The 16863-nt window shown below is 66.1% G+C and carries 13 protein-coding genes; 4 read left to right on the top strand and 9 right to left on the bottom strand.

Annotated features, from left to right (window positions below; all coding sequences use genetic code 11):
- Positions 1-44: 44 nt before the first annotated feature.
- A complete protein-coding gene (locus NCCP691_RS00690) occupies positions 45-2333 on the bottom strand; it encodes a PhoX family protein (protein WP_220806309.1) in 2289 nt (762 codons plus the stop codon).
- 299 nt (positions 2334-2632) lie between these two features.
- Complete coding sequence (locus tag NCCP691_RS00685; RefSeq protein ID WP_220806308.1) at positions 2633-3820, bottom strand: DUF3089 domain-containing protein; 1188 nt, start codon at positions 3818-3820, stop codon at positions 2633-2635.
- Positions 3821-4093: 273 nt separating this feature from the next.
- Here NCCP691_RS00685 and NCCP691_RS00680 point away from each other — a divergent pair, with 273 nt between their 5' ends.
- Both NCCP691_RS00680 and NCCP691_RS00675 read left to right on the top strand, forming a co-directional pair.
- Positions 4094-5143, top strand: coding sequence for a cyclase family protein (locus tag NCCP691_RS00680; protein WP_220806307.1), 1050 nt, complete (start codon positions 4094-4096; stop codon positions 5141-5143).
- Positions 5144-5168: 25 nt separating this feature from the next.
- Complete coding sequence (locus NCCP691_RS00675; RefSeq protein ID WP_220806306.1) at positions 5169-6374, top strand: ABC transporter substrate-binding protein; 1206 nt, start codon at positions 5169-5171, stop codon at positions 6372-6374.
- 63 nt (positions 6375-6437) lie between these two features.
- Here the strand turns inward: NCCP691_RS00675 and NCCP691_RS00670 are convergent, their stop codons facing one another.
- Positions 6438-6614, bottom strand: a complete 177-nt coding sequence (locus NCCP691_RS00670; RefSeq protein WP_220806305.1) for a hypothetical protein — start codon at positions 6612-6614, stop codon at positions 6438-6440.
- Positions 6615-6781: 167 nt separating this feature from the next.
- Between NCCP691_RS00670 and NCCP691_RS00665 the strand changes: the two genes are divergently transcribed.
- A complete protein-coding gene (locus tag NCCP691_RS00665) occupies positions 6782-7861 on the top strand; it encodes an AI-2E family transporter (RefSeq protein ID WP_238482250.1) in 1080 nt (359 codons plus the stop codon).
- Between the two features lie 65 nt (positions 7862-7926).
- Here the strand turns inward: NCCP691_RS00665 and NCCP691_RS00660 are convergent, their stop codons facing one another.
- From NCCP691_RS00660 to NCCP691_RS00650, 3 genes are read right to left on the bottom strand one after another with little or no spacing between them, the layout of a single operon-like run.
- Positions 7927-10581: an ankyrin repeat domain-containing protein gene (locus NCCP691_RS00660; protein ID WP_373870313.1), complete on the bottom strand. Its 2655-nt coding sequence runs from the start codon at positions 10579-10581 to the stop codon at positions 7927-7929.
- Positions 10582-10622: 41 nt separating this feature from the next.
- Positions 10623-11393: a phosphatase PAP2 family protein gene (locus tag NCCP691_RS00655; protein WP_220806303.1), complete on the bottom strand. Its 771-nt coding sequence runs from the start codon at positions 11391-11393 to the stop codon at positions 10623-10625.
- A 33-nt stretch (positions 11394-11426) separates the two neighbouring features.
- Entirely contained in the window at positions 11427-11606 is a 180-nt protein-coding gene (locus NCCP691_RS00650; RefSeq protein WP_220806302.1) for a hypothetical protein, read from the bottom strand.
- 206 nt (positions 11607-11812) lie between these two features.
- Between NCCP691_RS00650 and NCCP691_RS00645 the strand changes: the two genes are divergently transcribed.
- Positions 11813-12085, top strand: coding sequence for a WYL domain-containing protein (locus tag NCCP691_RS00645; protein WP_220806301.1), 273 nt, complete (start codon positions 11813-11815; stop codon positions 12083-12085).
- Between the two features lie 35 nt (positions 12086-12120).
- Here the strand turns inward: NCCP691_RS00645 and NCCP691_RS00640 are convergent, their stop codons facing one another.
- From NCCP691_RS00640 to NCCP691_RS00630, 3 genes are all read right to left on the bottom strand, one after another.
- On the bottom strand, positions 12121-14067 hold the full coding sequence (locus tag NCCP691_RS00640; protein ID WP_220806300.1) for an ankyrin repeat domain-containing protein: 1947 nt from the start codon (positions 14065-14067) through the stop codon (positions 12121-12123).
- Between the two features lie 367 nt (positions 14068-14434).
- Positions 14435-15598, bottom strand: a complete 1164-nt coding sequence (locus NCCP691_RS00635; protein WP_220806299.1) for a DUF4382 domain-containing protein — start codon at positions 15596-15598, stop codon at positions 14435-14437.
- 145 nt (positions 15599-15743) lie between these two features.
- The gene (locus NCCP691_RS00630) at positions 15744-16862 is read right to left on the bottom strand and encodes a hybrid sensor histidine kinase/response regulator (protein ID WP_220806298.1); all 1119 of its coding nucleotides are present in this window, start codon (positions 16860-16862) and stop codon (positions 15744-15746) included.
- Position 16863 lies beyond the last annotated feature (1 nt).

Here is a 16863-nt window from a genome sequence, read left to right as displayed (position 1 = left end):
TGCCGCGCTCCGTCCATCAATTGCTTCTCGCTCAGTGGGTTGGATCAGGTGCCGATGCGGCCGCCGTCATTCTTGGTGATGACGATGGTGGCCGACCGCGGCCTGCCGTTGGCGCCGCCGGCGCCGTAGCCTGCATTGGCCGGCCAGTGGCTGAGGTACTTCGACGGGTCGTTCACGTTGCCCTTGCTGATCGTCTCGCCCGGATGCTGGATGTTGACGAACAGCGCCTTGCCGTCGGGGGTTTCGGCGATGCCGGTGATCTCGCAGTCCTTCGGACCGACCAGGAAGCGTTTGAGCGTGTCGGCGGTTGCCGGCTTGCCGACCTGGGTCGTGACCGAGGTGGTGCCGTTGTATGTCAGCGTCTTGGTACCGCCATCACCAACCTTGCCCGGGATCGCCGCCAGCATCATGCAGTTGGTAACGTCCGTATACGCGCCGTCGTCCGTCTGAATCCAGCACAGGCCGGTAGCCTTGCTGAAGGCGAGGCCGTCCGGACTGGAGAAGTCCTGGTCGGCGGTGAGATTCGAGAGATTGATCAAGCTCGGGTCAGCGTCCGATTCTGCGCCGAACAGGTACACGTCCCACTTGAAGCTGGTTGCGTTCCCCTTGCCGCCGGCCTCCGCCAGACGAACGATATGGCCATTCACGTTTCCGCTGTTGCCGTTGCCGTCAGTATCGGTGTAGGCACGAGGATTCGCTGCGTCCAGTCCGAATTGAGCGGGATACGCCGATGTATTGGGCGCCAGGCGACGGTTGCTGTTATTGGTCAGCGTGTAGTACACCTCGCCGGTGGTCGGGTGTACCGAGCACCATTCGGGACGATCCATCTTGGTCGCACGAACGGCATCGGCGGCGAGACGAGTATTGATGAGCACATCGCCCTGGTTCTGGAAATCGTAGGTGGCATAGCCGGCGATATCGCTGTTCGTAATGACCAGCGCAATCCATTCGCCGTTGCCGGTCGCGTCGAATTTTGCGACATAGAGCGTACCGGAATCGAGGTACTTGTCGCCCACGCCAATACGGTTCGGCGCGGCTGCATCAGCGGGATTCCAGGGCTCAGTGGAGACGAACTTGTAGATGTACTCGCCTTGCGAGTCGTCGCCCATGTAGCAAACGATAGGCTCGCCCGCGACCGGCTTGGCGAAGGATGCGCTTTCGTGCGCAAATCGTCCCAGCGCAGTGCGTTTCTTGATCGCGGCAGTCTTCTCGTACGGGTCGATTTCAACGATATAGCCATAGGTATTGGCTTCGTTGCGATAATCGGCGGTAGCGGCACCGCCGCCCTGGCTGATATTCCAACGTGCGTACTTGTCATCACCGCCGCTTGTTTCCCAACCATGACGGCTCGTAAAGGCATCGCTCGAAGACTTGTATGCGGTGCCCACGCGTTGTGTGCGAGGATCGATTCCATAACGGAACAGGGCGACGTTGGCCATATTGCCCTCGCCGCCTCGGGCGGCGACGTCCCCGGCATTGCGGGCGAAATAACCGCCCCAGTTTTCCTCGCCGGTCAGCAGCGTTCCCCAAGGAGTGATACCGGTGCCGCAGTTATTGATGGTGCCGCGGGTAGTGGTGCCGGCATTCGAATACTTGGTGCGCATCAAATCGTTTCCGCGCGCAGGTCCCGAGAGCTCTATCGGCGTAAGCGGCGTAATGCGACGGTTGAAGGGAGAGCTCTGAACCGTGGTGAAGGCACCGTTCGTCCCCTTCTGGACTTCGACTATGGAGACGCCGTGAGCGTCGATTTCCTTGTCGCTTTCGGCCGCAGGACGCGTACCAGTGGTAGCGCCGTTGGCATGCAGGAATTGCTGGGTCAGCGCCTCGTGATTCATCGCCAGCAGGCCGCGCACCGAGCTGTTGGGATCGCGGGTGCCGGAAGCCGACAGGCCGAAATATTCCATGCCGTCGTGATGATCGCCGGCGCGCTTGTCGAAATCGGTGTCGGTGCCGTCGTTCTTGTAGGGCGCCGTGTCCGCCGTGAGCGGATCGCCGAGCGCATAGATGACGGTGGCGGTGTAACCGGCAGGTACGGCGACCTTATCGGCGACGCTCTTCGCCACGGCCGTGAAGCCGAGCAGAGTCTCGGTCGGCACGGTCGGTGCCGGATTGAAGGGAGCGGCCGTCACATCGTCGCCGCCCGAGTTGCCGCCGCAGGCGCTCAGGCCGACGGAACCGAGGAACGCGCCGGCGGCGGAGGCGAGGCCGCCGCGCAGGATGCCACGACGGCTGACACGCTTGTTCAGTATCGAAGAGAACTCTTCGTTCTTCGAGTCGTTGAAGCCGATGTCATCCGGATCTTCTGCAATCACGATATCGCTACGCTTGTTCATGTAAGTTTTTCCTTTCGATATGCCGGGGTCTGTGGCGGGGAAGGAGTGTATGCAGCGAACATGACGTGCTTGTGACAGACAGACACCTAGGCGACGGCGAGCGCGAAGACCCGCCCGGAACACGTCGCGGACAAAAAAAATGCCTGCAAGCGGACTTGCAGGCAAACTCCAGTGAGAAACGTCGAAGCGATTATGCGAAACGCGCGTGACGGCTTGATGACAGTCGGCGGGGCCGCGCTCGTCGCGCTCGCCACACCTTTGCGCAACGGCGTCTATCGCGTCTATCGCGTCTATCGCGTCTATCGCGTCATGCGCGTCCAGGCCTGCGCCTGCTGTCGCACGATGTCGACCAGGTTGCCCTGCGCGAGGTCGACATCGACCAGGTGGAGCCCCCACTCGCGCAGCATGCGCTCGCCATGGAACAGGTCGCCGGCGACATCGATGCCCGCGGCGGTGTAGGCGGGATGGATGCCGACGCTGAGATAAGAGGCGTTGTCGCGCTGCACGCACTCCGCGCTCGCGATCGCTTCCGGACTCGCGAACTGGGCCTCGGCCTTTTGCGCGAGCGGCATGAAGCGCGTCTTGTCGTGCGGCTGTCCCATCAGGTTGCTCTTCACCGGCAGGTAGGCGCGCAGCACGCCGCGCCCGCCGCCGAGCGCGGCGGGGTTGGTGCAGGCGACCGTGTTGCCGTCGGCGACCCTGCCGAACAGGCTGTTGGCCGGCGGCGGCATGTCGTCGCGGAAGGAGACGTAGGCGATCACGCAGCCGGTCTGAGAGGCGGCGCGGCACAGCGGCAGGCGGCTGAAGGTGCCGCCGGTGTCCTTGCCCGGCGCCACGGTGATGTTGGTGCCGATCAGCAGCGCCGATACCAGCTGCTTTTCCGCCGGCTTGCCCTCGATCTGCTGCCGCACCAGCTCGCTCAGCACGCGGGCGCCCTGCGAGTGCCCGACCAGGACCACGCCGCGCCCCTGGTTGTGATGCTTCATGTAGTGGTTCCATGCATCGAGCACGTCGCGATAGGCGAGCTGCGGATCGATCGCCATCGGCTGGCCGCTGAGGCGGCTGCGCAGGCCCTGCACCGTGACCTGGCGATACACGGGCGCGAAGGGACGGCAGACCGACGCGAAGCGCGCGAACTGGTAGGCGGCGGCGCGCCTCTCTTCCGGTCCGGCGTTCATGTCGCTGTTGGCGGTGGGGTCGTTTGAGATCGTCGGGTAGACGTAGAAGCAGTCGATCGGGGCGGCGGCATCGGCGCGAAAGACTTCGCGCCCCGCGGGCAGGCCGCCCGGCCTGAACAGCGCCGCATCGAGCCCGCCGGCGCAGGCATCATCCCTGCCCGGCAGGCAGAGCCAGCTGTCGTTCTTCGCGTAGGGAGTGTCCGCGGATGCGGCGGCGGCCGCGGATGGCGTGGGGGCGCTGCCGCAGGCAGCGAGAAGCAGGGCCGCGGATGCGGCGCCGAGCAGGGGGAGCAGGCTGGCTTGTCTCATGTCGTCCTTGTTTGTTGTTTTGCAGTGCAAAACTTTGTTTCGTTTTGCGCGGGTATCATAGCGCGTGTCCGCCGTACATGCCGAACGCCCGGAGCAAGACGCGCGTCGGCCGACGACAGGACGTTATGGAAAAGGCAATGCGGCCTGCGCGGGCGCAAAGCTCTGCGTTTTTCTGTGCAAAACCCGGTTTTACTCGATTGACCCGGACCGCCGCCGTCAGTTAGGTTCGGGTCTGCCGCGCGGCCACGACAACAATCAGACGAGGAGACAAGCATGCGTTGGAAAAATCGGCCCGAGGGCTCGAACTGGGGAGACTTCGGCCCCGATGACCAGCTCGGCCGGGTGAATCTGATCGGAGCGGAACAGGTGAAGAAGGGCGCCGCGGAAGTCCGCGCCGGCCGCAGCTTCTGCCTGTCGCTGCCGCTCGATCTGCCGGGCGGGAATCTGCTCAATCCCCGCCGCAATCCGCCCCGGCTGCAGCCGACCTGGCGCGGCGACAAGCCGATGCTCAACTTTCCGATGACGCGCATCGATCCCGATGCCGTCGACGTGGTCTCCGACGACCAGGTGGCGATCTGCCTGCAGTACTCGACGCAGTGGGATGCGCTCGCCCATGTCGGCGCGCGCTTCGATGCCGACGGCGACGGCCGCGATGAGATGGTCTACTACAACGGATTCCGCGCCGACGACGATGTGCAGGGACCGCTGCAATACGCCGACGACGGCAGCGAGCATGCCTGCGGCTGTGACGGCCCGCACCAGTCCTACGCGCATGCGCTGGGCATCGAGAACATGGCGCAGCACGGCATGCAGGGCCGCGGCGTGCTGGTCGATCTGGCGCAGCGCTACGGGCACGAGCGCAAGCTGATCGGCCTGGCGGAACTGCAGGAAGTCATGCAGGCCGACGGCGTGCAGGTGGAACGCGGCGACTTCCTGGTGCTGCGCACCGGCTTCGCCGAGCGGCTGATCGAGATGGACGGCAAGCCCGACCCCGAGGTGCTGCACCACAGCTGCAGCGTGCTCAACGGACGCGACGACAAGCTGCTGGCCTGGATCACCGAGTCGGGCATCGCGGCCCTGTGCGCGGACAATTACGCGGTCGAGGCCTACCCGGCGCCGGCGGTGGACGGCCGCAAGTCCATCCTGCCGCTGCACCATCATTGCCTGTTCAAGCTCGGCATTCCGCTTGGCGAACTCTGGTATCTGCACGATCTCGCCCGCTGGCTGCGCGAAAACGGCCGCAGCCGCTTCATGCTGACCGCGCCGCCGCTGCGCCTGCCGGGCGCGGTCGGCTCCCCGGTCACGCCGGTGGCCACCGTCTGACGGGAATGACAAGGAGGAGACGACAATGAAGAAACTCGCAGTGGCGGCAGCGCTTTCCCTCGCCTTTAGCCAGGGCGCCGGCGCCCAGGTATCCGACGACGCCGTGCGCATCGGCCTCTTGCTCGACATGTCGAGCCTGTACGCGGACATTACCGGTCCCGGCAGCGTGGCGGCGGCGCAGATGGCGATCGACGATTTCGGCGGCAAGGTGCTGGGCAAGAACATACAGCTGGTGTATGCCGACCATCAGAACAAGGCCGACATCGCGGCCAACAAGGCGCGCGAATGGTTCGACCGCGACAAGGTCGACGCCATACTCGATGTCGCGGCGTCGGGTCCCGCCCTGGCGGTGGCGCCCATCGCCCGGGAAAAGAACCGGATCACGGTCTTCAGCGGCCCCGGTTCGGTGCGGCTGACCAACGATGCCTGCACCCCGGTCACGGTGCACTATGCCTACGATACTTTCGCGCTCGCCAATTCCACCGCGCGCGCGGTGGTGCAGAACGGCGGCGACAGCTGGTTCTTCCTGACGGCCGACTACACCTTCGGCACCACGCTCGAAAAGGACGCGACCGATGTGATCCAGGCCAATGGCGGCAAGGTGGTCGGCTCGGTCCGGCATCCGCTCAACGCCTCGGATTTCTCGTCCTTCCTGCTGCGCGCGCAGAGTTCGGGCGCCAAGGTGGTGGGACTGGCCAACGCCGGCGGCGACACCATCAACGCGATCAAGGGCGCGCATGAATTCCGGCTGACCGCCAGCGGCAAGCAGCGGCTGGCCGGACTGCTGGTGTACATCAACGATATCCATACCCTGGGGCTGGAAGCAGCGCAGGGCATGCTGCTGACCACCGGTTTCTACTGGGACCGCAATGAGGAGACCCGGAAATGGGCGCGGCGCTTCTTCGAGAAGACGAAAAAGATGCCCAACATGAGCCAGGCCGGCCTGTATTCATCGGTCCTGCATTACCTGAATGCGGTCAGGGCGGCGGGCACGGACGAGACCGGCGCGGTGATGGCGCGGATGAAGCAGACACCGGTCAACGATGTGTTCGCCCGCAACGGACGAATCCGCGAGGACGGCCGCATGGTGCACGACATGTTCCTGTACGAGGTGAAAAAGCCGTCGGAATCCCGCTACCCGTGGGACTACTACAAGGAAGTGGCGGTCATCCCGGCGGACAAGGCGTTTCAGCCCCTGTCGCAGTCGGCTTGCCCACTCGTGAAGAAATAGAAACAGCGCGGCGGAAAGGCGTGCCGGGCCGACGGTATCGGCCCGGCATTTTTTACATGGCATTCAGTGCAATCGCGGCGGCCCGCCCTGCTGCGGCGTCATCGCGCGGAAAACCGTGTCGAAGTCGTCCTGGATCGCGCGCAACTGCTCTTCCCTTGCCGCCTGCACCAGTCTGCGCAGGATTTCCCGGTAGCGGCGGCGGTCTTCATCGCTCGCCTCCTCGGACAGGGAATCCACCATGGTTCTGATAATTTCTTCCGTGGTAACCATTTTCAACGTACCCCTGGTTGTGTCCCCCGGGATAATGCAAGCTCCGTACCACTTTCCTCCCGGCCGCCCCGCCCTGAGCAAGACTGCGGCAAATCCCGGTTGACGCTGACATTCGTTTTACCCGAAGATTGGGCACCATGCCTTATGTCTCCCTGTTTCTGCCGCTCGTTTTCGCGGTTTCCCTGGCGGCGATGCTCCGCCATTTCCTCGGTTCGCTCGCCTGGGCTGCGCTGCTGGCGGTCATTACCTGGCCGCTGCTCGAAGCCATGGTCCGGCGCGGGTGGTCGCGGCTGGGCAGCGCGACGCTGCTGCTGGTCGGCCTGATCGTCAGTTTCGTCGGGCCGTCGATCTTTCTTTTCAATACGCTCGGGACGGAAGTGGCGGCGGTGGAACGCCTGCTCGGGCGTCTCAACGAGACCGGCATCCCCGCCCCGGAGTGGCTGGCCCGGCTGCCGGTGGTGGCGGCCAAGGCGATCGCCTGGTGGGATGAGCACCTGGCGGTGCCCGGCGGCCTCAACCTGCTGATCCAGACCACCGCCGGCGACCTCCTGCCCTACCTGACCAGCACGGTGCGCACGCTCGGACCGACGGTGCTGGCCAACGGACTGTATCTGTTCCTCGCGCTGCTCACGCTGTTCATCGTCTACCTGGAAGGACCGGCGGTGATCCGGACCGTGGACCAGGCGGGCATGCGCGTGTCGCCGCATTACTATCCGGTGCTGCGCCGCCTGTTTCCGCTGTCGGTGCGCGGCACCGCGCTCGGTCTGTGCTCGGTCGCCCTGCTGGAAGGGATCGTGCTCGGCGTGGCCTACTGGGTGGCGGGAGCGCCGGCGCCGGCGCTGCTCGGCGTGATCACCGGCTACCTTGCCCTGATTCCCGGCGGCGCGCCGCTGTCCTTCACCATGGTGTCGCTGCTGCTGCTCGCGCAGGGTCATCCGGGCGCGGCGCTCGGCCTGTTTTCCTGGGGCGCCTTTGAACTCTTCATGGTGGACAAGTTCGTGCGGCCCAAGCTGATCGGCCACCGCGTCAACCTGCCCTTCCTCGCGGTGCTGTTCGGCCTGCTCGGCGGGGTCTCGACCATGGGCGTGATCGGCCTGTTCGTCGGCCCGTTCATGATGGCCGTGCTGTTCTGGTGGCTGCGCGGCGGCAAGCCGGACTCGGTGCAGGAAATCGCGAAAGAGGAAGCGGAAGCCGAAACCGACAAGCTGGCGGCCTGAGTCGCCCGCGGCCTGCGGCCGGCTCACGACTCATCGGCTTCCTCGCCCGACGCATCCGGGTCACGCTAGCTGCGCACCTCCACACCCCGATTCCTCAGACCATACACGGCGTCCTCGCCGATGCCGTTGTGCTCGCCGAAATCGATGAAGCTCAGCCCGGCAGGCAAGTCCTTGATGCAGGCTTCCGTGATGCGGACTTGACCGAGGTACACGCTTTCGAGTGCCGGAGGAAGATCCTTGATGCAGGCATCAGTGAGGTTCCTGCAGCCCTGGAGGACCAGGTTTCTGACACCCCGCGGTATCTTCGCTATCGCCTCATCGGTGACATCAGCGTGCCCCCGCAGGTTGAGGTCCTCCAGCTTCGGAGGAAGGTTCGAGATGTCGGCATCGATGATACCCGCGCACTCATCCAGGTCGAGCTTCCTGAGTTTCGGCGGCAGCTCGCTCAGGTGCCGGCCCTCGAAAAGTACGCATTGCCAGAAGCTTGCTTCTTCCAGACCGCGAGGAAGTCGCTCAATGCAGGCGCCAGTGATCCAGGTGCCGCCGAGATCGAGTTTCTTCAACCCGGCGAGGCGCTGGCCCATGATTGCGAGGCCCACATCCGACAGCGCCGTGCACCCTCTCACGACCAGTTCTTCAAGCGTGTCCGGGATATCCAGGAGCGCGTCATCTCCGAGCTGGCGGGCGCCGCTCACGTCCAGCCTCCTGAGGCCTTGCAGGCGCGTCGCGAGCGGCGCGAACGCGCCATCGTCGAGCGGCAGGAAGTCCTGCAGAACGAGCACTTCGAGCCTTGCCGGCAGCTGCCCGAGGCAGCCCACGGTAATCCCCGTGCAGCCTGTGATATCGAGTGCCCTGAGGCGCTGTACACGTGCGTCCAGCCGTGCGATGCCGGCATCGGTAATCCCTGTGCAATTCCGCAGGACGAGATCTTCCAGGCCTTCGGGGATTTGCTCAGTGCCGGCATCGGTCAGGCTTGTGCAGCCGCTCAGGTCGAGCTTTTCCAGCCGGTGCGGAAGCTTTCCGACGGCGGCGTCGGTCAGGCGCCTGCAGCGGCTGAGCCGGACCGTCTTCAGGCGGGCGGGAAACGCCTTCATGGCCGTGCCGACGAGTCCGTTCACATCGGTCAGAACCAGCTCTTCCAGGGCCTCGGGAAGCGCCGCGATGCAGGCGTCGGTAAGTCGGCCGCACGCGCCGGCGTCGAGCGATCTGAGTCCGCGGGGAAGATGCGCGATGCCGGCATCGGTGATCGCCCCGCAACCGTGAATGTCGAGCGCCTTGAGTGCGTGGCAATGGCCAAGCAGCCGCAGGTGCTCGTCCGTGAAACCGCCATTCCCTTCAAGCCTGATTTCATGGAGACGCCCGGCGTCGATGCGCCGCACCGCCGCCTCCAGCTCGGCGGGCGTCCGGAAGGTCCAGCGGGTGCGCATCGTCAGCACATCGGCGTACGCCAGGGAATTGACGAGACTGTAGTTGTCCCGCACCCGCTTCGGAAGCATGCCAACGATGTTCTGCCGTAACTCCAACGGGACCGGGAAGGAGTTGATCAGCAGGTCCCGCAATTCCGGCCCCGCCTGACCGGCGCGCAGCAGCGCCGCAGCGAGACTGCGCGGGGTCCTGCCTGCCGCATCCATGGCGTCGGGGTCGGCGCCGGCGGCCATCAGGGCCATGACCAGATCCTTCAGCACTTCCCCGGGCGCCGAAGCGATCGCCTGATGCAGCGCCGTGCGGCCGTCCTTGTCGCTTGCATTCGGGGCGTCACCGGCCATGGCGATGATTGCATCCGCCATCATCTCCTTGTCGATGCGGGCCATCGCATACTCGTGCGGCGTCTTGCCATCGCTGTCATGGATGTTCGGGTCGGCGCCGGCACGTTTCAGGATCGAGAGGACTTCCATCAGGACTTCCCCGCGGCTGGAGGCCACGGCATGATGCAATGCGGTCCTGCCCTTGCCGTCCTGCAGATTGGCGTCCACCTGCAGGTTGAGGAAGTGCTGCAGGATGCGATGGTCGAAGCGGGCGGCGAGATGCAGCGGGGTCAGGCCGTCGTTGTTCTTCAGGGTGGGATCGGCCGACTGCCGGAAACCCTCCCGAGCTTCCGGACCGGCCAGTGCCCGCGCCCAGCCGAGCCGGCCTTCGCGGGCCGCCCTGTGCAGCAGCGTTTCGCCATTCGCATCCCGTCGGTTCAGATCCACGCGAGGATCCGCAAGCAGAACATCCACCGCCCTCGGGTCGCCGTGCGACAGCCAGTAGGGAAGCTGGTTGACCGGATGCGCGTCTCTGTCGGTGCTCATGTCGCCGACCAGCGCCGCGAACACCTCGAATTGCCCGCGCTCGACCGCAAGACGCAGCGCGTCGCGGCCGTCGGCATGTCGCTGGAGCGGGTCGGTGCCTCTGGCGAGCAGTTTTTTCACCGTCCGCACGTCGCCGTCCTTGACCGCCTGGCGAAGGCGCTTGTGTTCATACCCGGGCAGCAGATTCCTCAGCTGGCGATATGCGGCGCGCCGCGATGGCGCACGACGGGGACCGGTTCGCCCGGCACCTGCGCCGCGGGAGGATGTGCGGAGGGCTGCGCCGACGGTTGGGCGGACGGTGGCGCGGCGGACCCGCCCGGGTGTCCCGCGCCAGGCGGCAAGGAAGGCGGGACGCGTGAAAGAGCCATGGACGTTGAACGTGTATTGGTCGGAGGACGTGAGTCGCGTCCCGACCTCTGCAGTTCCCATGCATGCATTCCGCTCGCCCGGGCCGCCAGCGCCCGGCGTGTTCAGCCCTCGGCCGGGTCGCTGACGCCGGCGGTCGGCTGCCCGACCTTGCCGCGCGCCTGCAGCCACAACATCACCAGCCAGCACGCGAGCGCCCACGCCGCCCCGATCGCCCAGCCCGCCAGCACGTCGCTCGGCCAGTGCACGCCGAGATAGACGCGGCTGACGCCGACCAGCACGGTCAGCAGGCCCGCCACCGACAACAGATAGATCTTCACATGGGGCTCGGCGCGGCTGCGCGCGAGCAGCGCGCCCAGCGTCAGATAAACCACCGCCGACAGCATCGCGTGGCCGCTGGGGAAACTGTGGGTGTAGACCTCGGTCGCGTGCGCCACGAGGTCCGGCCGCGGCCGGGCAAACACGTATTTGAGCAGCGAACTCAGGCCCATGCCGGCAGCCACCGACAGCCCCACCATCAGCGCGAACTTGCGCTTGCGGGTCAGCAGCAGGAAGCCGACGACGGCCAGCACGATCGAGGTCAGCACCGCGTGGCCGCCGAGCGCGGTGAAGTCGCGCATGACTTCCTCGAACCAGCGGGGACCGATCGGATCGGACAGGTCGTGCGGCTCGCGGAAGGCGAGCAGCACCGCGTGGTCGAAGTCGCGGGTATCGCCCTCGCTCATGTCGTCGGCGAGTTCGACGAATCCGTACAGGGAAAAGGTGGCCACGCAGGTGGCAAGCAAGGTGCTCTTTTCCGCGCGGCCGACCCTGGCGAGCAGCGCGGAAAACTTCTCAAACAGAGACTTGCGGAACGAGGATCGGGCTTGTGTCATCGGCGGGCAGGAAGACTCGGTTCCCGCCGCATTTTACGCCTGCTCGCCGCGGTCCGGATTCGCCGGCGGCGCCTTCTGCTGGGTGACGCTGTCGGCGGCGGGCGGGCTGCCGGCGTCGCGATTCAGCTGCGGCAGATACAGGATGGCCGCGCTGCACAAGGCCATGAGTCCCAGGGCCGGCATGAGGCGCTTGAGTGTCTCGATGATGTTCATTGCTGTGCTCCCCGGTGAATGTGCCACTAATCTATGGTCCGGCCGGGGCGCCGGGTTTGAGATCGCTTAACTGCTCCCGCTGCGGTGCTTGTCGGGCGCCGAATGTGCGGCGGACATACAACGCCACGCCTCCCATGAATATGGGATTTCAATCCCGCAATGCCGCCAATAAAGTGAAAGCTTCTCCAGCCGTCGCCAAGGGAAGCATGGATCAGCGCGTCATCGAAGCCGTCCGCAGCAGGCGTGTCCTGAAACTGCGCTATTACGGCCGCTCCCGGGTGGTCGAGCCGCATGCCTGCGGGGTCGACCGCCTCGGCGACGACATCCTGCTGTGCCATGAGCCGGACAGCGGGAGCTGGCAGCGCTTGCGCCTGTTCGAGGTGCTGTCGATCGCCGTGCTCGACGACACCTTTCCCGGACCGCGTCCGGGATACCAGCGCGACGACCCGGCATTCGCCAGCGTCGCCGCGCAGCTTTGAGGGCAACGCGCCGGACCTGAGCTGCCGTTCCGCGTTCATCGGGTCTCAAACCTGACACGGATGCCTCTTGCTCTCGGCGCGGCAAGCGCCGCTTCCTCTATTCCGAGGCAGAGTTCGAAGGAGACCGCCTCCAGTGCGGGCGGAAGCTGGCCGATGCACGCACTCGTCAGTCCGCAGCAGCCCTGGAAATCTGCTTCTTTCAGGTTCGGCGGCAGCCGCGCGATGCCGGCGTCGGTCAGCTTATCCCATGCGTGCAGGCTGAGCTTCCTGAGGCTGCGGGGGAAGTACCCGACCGCGTCGTCGGTGAGCCCGTGGCACAGATCGAGGTTGAGTTCCGCCAGATCGGGGGGGAAGCCGGCGGCGCACGCATCGGTGAGCTGGATACAGGCGGTAAGGTCGAGTTTCCTGACGCCGCGCGGGATTGTCGCTATCGCGTCGTCGGCAAGGCTGTGGCACATTCCGAGATCCAGCTCCCTCAGCGCGTCGGGCAGCGCACCGAGCCGGGTGCCTGACAGATCGTCACAGTTTCGAAAACTCAAGGTCCTCACGGTTCTCGGGATACCGTCGAGGCGGCGGCCGACGATCCGCTGGCAATTGCTGAAATCGATTTCCTCCACCTCCGGCGGCAGCGCCGCCATGCATTCGTCCGTGAGCGCAGCGCAGCCATCGAGGTTCAGGCGCTTCAGCGTGCGCGGCAGATGCCTGATGCCGCGATCGGTGATGCCACTGCATCGCTCCAGGGAAAGCGCCTCCAGCCCGGGCGGCAGATGCGCCAGGTCTTCATCGGTCAGATGCGTGCAGTTGCCCAGGTCGAGCCGCCTGAGCGTCCTCGGCAGACTCGCGATGTCCTCGCCGGTCAGCCACGTATGCGCGCGCAGGGAGACCTCTTCCAGGCCAGGGAATCGCTCCAGTGCTTTCAGGTCGCCGGTGGTGAATGGTGGCGCGGGCAATCCGCCGATGCGGATCCTGCGGATGATTCGACCCTGATAATGCCGCGCGGCGTCCTCCAGATCGCCAGGCGACCTGATGATCAGATGCGGCTGACGGCTCGCCCGCACCGACAGATGTGCCGAGGTGTTGACCAGGCTGAAGCTGTCGCGGGAATCCGGGTCGAGCATGGCCGCCACCGCGTTCTGCAGCTCGGTGGGAAGCGCGAGCGCCGGCGCGATGGCCTGCTCGTCCGCAGGCGGACGAGCGATGGCGCGAGCGCGCCGCAGCGCCTCGGATGGAGCGGTGCCGCCGCGTTCGTACAGGATACGCAGCGGCGTCTTGCCCTCGTTATCCCGGGCCGTCGGATCCGCGCCGGCCTGCAGGAGACGGGTCACCGTCTCGACCAGTACCTCCTCGCGCGCGTGGGCCATCGCGTGATGCAGGGGTGTCCTGCCCTGGCTGTCGGGCAGGTTGCCGTCGGCGCCCGCCTCCAGCAGGTGCAGCAGGATGCGATGGTCGAGCCGTGCGGCGAGATGCAGCGGGCTCAGGCCGGCGTCGTTCAGGATCGCGGGGTCGGCCCGCTTTTTCTGCGCGGCCTGCTGCGACGCGGCGGCGCCCTCCTGGTCCGGACCGGCCGGCGCTTCCGTCCATGCCAGCGCCTGCACCCATCCGAGTCTGCCTTCGCGCGCCGCCCTGTGCAGCAGCGTGTCGCCGTTCTCATCCCGCCAGTTCGGGTCCACCCTCGGATGCGCCAGCAGAACCTCGACCGCCTTGCCTTGCTTGCGCTCCAGCCAGTACTCGAGCTGGTTGCCTGGCCGCGCATTCACATCGAACCCGGCATGGTCGAGGAGTGCCGAAAACACCCCGAATTGTCCGCGCTCGACGGCCAGCTGCAGCGGGGTGCGGCCATCGGCGAACGTGGCGAGCGGATGGAGACCCTTGCCCAGCAGCTTTTCCACTGCCTTCACGTCTCCGTGCTTGACCGCCGTGCGGAGTTGCCGCATCCCGTCGCCGCGCACCAGGTCCCGCAAGCGGCGCGCGACGTGCGGCACGTGCACGCGGCCGCCGCAGGGTGCGCGTGCGGGGGTATCCGCCGGCGCATCCGCGGCGGGCGGTTCCGGCGCCTGGCCGGATGCGTGAGACGGATGCACTGGCCCTTGCTGCGGGCGTGACAGGAAAGACAAGGAACGCATGACGCTTGAATGCGAGTGACTGGCATCGTGATTGACGGTTGAACGTGGCACGTGGGTCGCCGCCGGCGGCCGGCCGGTTCCGTTGCATGAACACGCCGGCCAGGCCCGGCCGGCGGATCACCCCATCATGCCGCGTGCGGTGTCGGCATCATGCGTGCGACGCGCCGCTCACGAAAAAAAACCCGCGATGCGGGGTGCATCGCGGGTTGTTCGCGGGCGGGCAGGCTTACCTGACCAGCGTTATGTCGCGCGTCAGGTCGATCGCGCCGAGGTCGATATCGATCGTCTGGGACTGGTAGCCGGCGGCCGTCGCCCTGACCGCATACTTCCCGGCCAGCGGCCCCTGGGTGGTGAAGGAAATCGGCAGCGTGGCGCTGTACTGGCCGTAGCGGGGCGCCGCCAGCGGCAGCGAGAGTTCGTACCGGCCTTCGCTGTCGGCCGCGCGGTACGCGACTTCCACCGTCGGACCGCCGCTGAGTGCCTGGTAGGCGCTCGCGGTCGCTTCGGCCTGGGCCGGCAGCAGGCTGCCCTTCACCATGCCGAAGGTGGAGACAGTGGTCAGCAGCGGCTGCGCGCTCGTGCTGAGCGCCGTCGCGCCGCTCGCGGTAACCGGCACCGCGCCAACGACTTCGGTCGAGCGGGAGCCGCCGGTGATCACCACCGCATAGCTGCCCGCCTCCAGCGGCGCCAGCGAGAAGTAGCCGTTCGCGTCCGGCACCGTGCTGCGCAGGACGACGCCATTGGCCTGGGCGCTGACGACGGCGCCCACCACGGTCTTGTCCACATAGCCGTTGATCGCGCCGCTGACCGCGACCGGAATCATGCGGATCACGGGCTTGAGACCAAAGCTGCCGTTGCCGCGGCTGACGATCGACTTGCAGGCGTCGAAATCGAGCGCGATCTCGGTGGTCGCGCCTTCCTTCACCTCGAAAGTGCCGTTGAGCTTGATTCCGCTCTGCACGCCGCTGGGCGTGTCGAGCGGCTGCTCGGTGCCTTTGTTCGGAACGACCGAGTTGGCCATCGTGCCGCCGGTATTCGGCACCAGTACGAGACGCATCTGATTGTAGGTGCCGACCGGCAGCGTGGTCTGGCCGAGATCGTCGAGCTTGCCGTTGACCAGGCTGAGCAGGTCGATCTTGCGCGGCGTCGCGAGCACGATCTCGGACCAGCCGCCGTCCGTCTCGGCCGCGTCGTCGCTCTTGTGGACGCGCACTTTGCTGACGGTGACGAAGACGTTGTCGAAGCCGCAGGCCGGCGCGTCGGTGAGCGACACCTTCAGGGTACCGGCGGTTGAATCGGTGCTTCCTCCGCCACCGCCGCCGCCGCAGGCGGCAAGCAATACGGCGGCGGTGAAGCCGGCGAGCGCGATAGGGGTCTTTTGCCTGTTCATTCTCTTCTCCTCTTCTGGGGCGGGGGCCGGGGCACCGGCGCGGAAAACCGCCAATAGTTGCCGAAAGGCAATATAGAGAAGTCGGGAAAAGAAAACGATAAATGTTGCGAATAGAAACATTTGCCGCCACAGGCGGCGGCGGCCCCTAGTCCAGGTCGCCGAGCGATTCGCGCGGCACCCGGCGCGGCAGTTCGATGTCGAAGCGCGTGCCCTCGCGCTCGTCCGACGTCACGTCGACGTGCCCCCGGTGCGCCTCGACGAAGCGCTTGACGATGTAGAGGCCGAGGCCGAGGCCGGCGCCGGCGGTGCGCGACTTGCCGTCGGCGTGGAAGGGGCGGAACAGGTTCGGCAGCAGCGCCTCGGGAATCCGGCCCTGGTTGTGCACGCGGATCCTGATGCGGTCGTCTTCGCTGCCGTCGAGGTCCACGGTGATCGGGCTGTCGCCTTCGCCATGCTGCAATGCATTCGCGATCAGGTTGGAGATCACCTGCGACATGCGGTCGACGTCGAACTCGCCCTCCAGCTCGCCGCGGCACGTCACCTTCACCCGCGAGGCCGAGGCGACGTGCTCGATCTCCTGCACGATGCGGTCGCAGACGTTGCGGTAGCTGGCGCGGCCCGGGTTCAGGAGCAGCGTGCCGGCGCGCAGCTGCGCCACGTCGAGCAACTGCCGCACCATTTTTTCCATGCGTTCGCCGCTGTCGCGGATGCGCCGCGCCGTGATCGCGGCGCGCTCGTCCGGCGCGGTATGCATCAGCAGCTCGGCGCCGTGCAGCACCGCCGACAGCGGCGTGCGCAGGTCATGGCCGAGCACGGCGATGAACATCTCGTTCATCTTCAGCGCATGCCGCAGTTCCTCGACCTGCAGGCGTATCTGCTCTTTCTGCGCCTGCAGCTGGACGAATACCTCGACCTTCCCGCGCAGCACCTCGGGATCGACCGGCTTGTTCAGGAAATCCACCGCGCCCGCCTGGTAGCCTCGGAAAGTGCGGGCGCCCTCGGCGGCGGCGGCCGTCATGAAGATCAGCGGGATGCCGGCGGTACGCTTGTTGCCGCGTATGAGTTCGGCCAGCGCGAAGCCGTCCATTTCCGGCATCTGCACATCGATCAGCGCGAGCGCGACTTCATGCGTGAGCAGCAGCTCGAGCGCCTCGACACCGGAAGCGGCCTTGAGAACGGTGAGCCCGGGGCGGGCCAGCATGGCTTCCGCCGCCACCAGGTTCTGCGGGAAGTCATCGACGACCAGGACGTTGATACTGCTCATA

The sequence above is a fragment of the Noviherbaspirillum aridicola genome (assembly GCF_019656455.1).
GTDB lineage: Bacteria > Pseudomonadota > Gammaproteobacteria > Burkholderiales > Burkholderiaceae_D > Noviherbaspirillum > Noviherbaspirillum aridicola.
Note: the sequence above shows the minus strand (reverse complement) of the source record. Positions and strands in the feature narration are given on the sequence as shown.

Excerpts from the sequence above, each read along its gene's own strand:
- NCCP691_RS00690 (WP_220806309.1), bottom strand. The coding sequence starts at position 2,333 with ATGAACAAGCGTAGCGATATCGTGATTGCAGAAGATCCGGATGACATC.
- NCCP691_RS00685 (WP_220806308.1), bottom strand. The coding sequence starts at position 3,820 with ATGAGACAAGCCAGCCTGCTCCCCCTGCTCGGCGCCGCATCCGCGGCC.
- NCCP691_RS00680 (WP_220806307.1), top strand. The coding sequence starts at position 4,094 with ATGCGTTGGAAAAATCGGCCCGAGGGCTCGAACTGGGGAGACTTCGGC.
- NCCP691_RS00675 (WP_220806306.1), top strand. The coding sequence starts at position 5,169 with ATGAAGAAACTCGCAGTGGCGGCAGCGCTTTCCCTCGCCTTTAGCCAG.
- NCCP691_RS00670 (WP_220806305.1), bottom strand. The coding sequence starts at position 6,614 with ATGGTGGATTCCCTGTCCGAGGAGGCGAGCGATGAAGACCGCCGCCGC.
- NCCP691_RS00665 (WP_238482250.1), top strand. The coding sequence starts at position 6,782 with ATGCCTTATGTCTCCCTGTTTCTGCCGCTCGTTTTCGCGGTTTCCCTG.
- NCCP691_RS00660 (WP_373870313.1), bottom strand. The coding sequence starts at position 10,581 with ATGGGAACTGCAGAGGTCGGGACGCGACTCACGTCCTCCGACCAATAC.
- NCCP691_RS00655 (WP_220806303.1), bottom strand. The coding sequence starts at position 11,393 with ATGACACAAGCCCGATCCTCGTTCCGCAAGTCTCTGTTTGAGAAGTTT.
- NCCP691_RS00650 (WP_220806302.1), bottom strand. The coding sequence starts at position 11,606 with ATGAACATCATCGAGACACTCAAGCGCCTCATGCCGGCCCTGGGACTC.
- NCCP691_RS00645 (WP_220806301.1), top strand. The coding sequence starts at position 11,813 with ATGGATCAGCGCGTCATCGAAGCCGTCCGCAGCAGGCGTGTCCTGAAA.
- NCCP691_RS00635 (WP_220806299.1), bottom strand. The coding sequence starts at position 15,598 with ATGAACAGGCAAAAGACCCCTATCGCGCTCGCCGGCTTCACCGCCGCC.
- NCCP691_RS00630 (WP_220806298.1), bottom strand. The coding sequence starts at position 16,862 with ATGAGCAGTATCAACGTCCTGGTCGTCGATGACTTCCCGCAGAACCTG.